A 1,229-nucleotide genomic window follows, 5' to 3' on the forward strand; every position below is an offset into this window, starting at 1 on the left:
GGGGGTGTACTGAATTTTGTGTAAACGGGGTTGCTGTTAATCCTGCAAAAGCCTGTCTTCGAACTGGATGCTGAACCTGTTTAGAGCCCCCGCCCAGTCCCTGATTGGCATCGTCCACTTCTTGCTGATGTTATTCAGCGCCAGATAAAAGAGCTTCATTACCGCATCATCGGTCGGGAATGAGGCCCTGCTTTTGGTGACCTTGCGCAGACTCATGTTGATCGACTCGATGGCGTTGGTGGTGTAAATCACCCTCCGGATCTCCGGTGGATAATCGAACAGAGGGATGACTCTCGCCCAGTTTTTGCGCCACGACTGGCTGATTAAAGGGTATCGCTCATCCCACTTGACCTCGAAGTCGGTCAGCTTTTGCTCGGCCATTTCAACGGTTGTCGAGTGGTAGATGAGTTTGAGGTCAGCGGCTGCTTCGCGCTGATATTTGTAGGAGACGAACTTCAAACTGTTGCGCACCATGTGCACGATGCACAGTTGAACCGAAGCTTGTGGATAGACCACTTCGATGGCCTCAGGAAAGCCCTTGAGCCCGTCCACGCAGGCAATGAAAATGTCTTTTACCCCGCGTGTTTTAAGCTCTGTAACAACTTGCAGCCAGAACTTGGCGCCTTCCGTCTGCGCGATCCACAGCCCTAACACCTCTTTGCGACCGTCCATGTTGACGCCAATGGCCAAGTAAACCGCTTTGGTTCTGACTGCGCCGCTGTCGCGTACCTTGACGTGGATGCAATCGAGATAGAGGATCGGATAGAGCTCGTCCAGAGGCCGCGATTGCCAGACCTTGACCTCTTCGCTGACCGCGTCGGTAATCGCCGAGATAAGGCTTGGAGAGACCTCGGTGCCGTACATTTCCTCCAGGTGTCCCTGGATTTCCCGAACGGTCATTCCACGGGCGTACAGTGAAATCACCTTGTCATCGAAGCCGGTCCAGCGCGTCTGATGCTTGGAAATCAGCTGTGGCTCGAACATGCCTTGGCGGTCACGGGGAATCTCCAACGCTAGCTCGCCAAAGTCGCCTTTGAGCGTCTTGCCGCTATGGCCGTTGCGGGCATTTCCTTCTGCATTGGTCACCGCTGCGCTTTTGTCATGACCCAGATGTTCGGTCATTTCAGCTTCCAGGGCACGTTCGACCAGCATCTTGGTGAGCTGCTTGAGCAGACCATTTTCGCCGATCAGATCTTCAGGCTTTCGGTAATTGGCCAACAGACTGTCGG

General features: G+C 54.1%; 1 protein-coding gene. It reads right to left on the bottom strand.

What is annotated here, in order from left to right:
* Positions 1 to 36: 36 nt before the first annotated feature.
* Positions 37 to 1,229, bottom strand: a 1,193-nt coding sequence (locus tag BT116_RS30010; protein WP_072349398.1) for an IS256 family transposase, incomplete at its 5' end; no start/stop codon positions are given.

The sequence above is a fragment of the Pseudomonas sp. NFACC16-2 genome (assembly GCF_900119205.1).
GTDB lineage: Bacteria > Pseudomonadota > Gammaproteobacteria > Pseudomonadales > Pseudomonadaceae > Aquipseudomonas > Aquipseudomonas fluorescens_Q.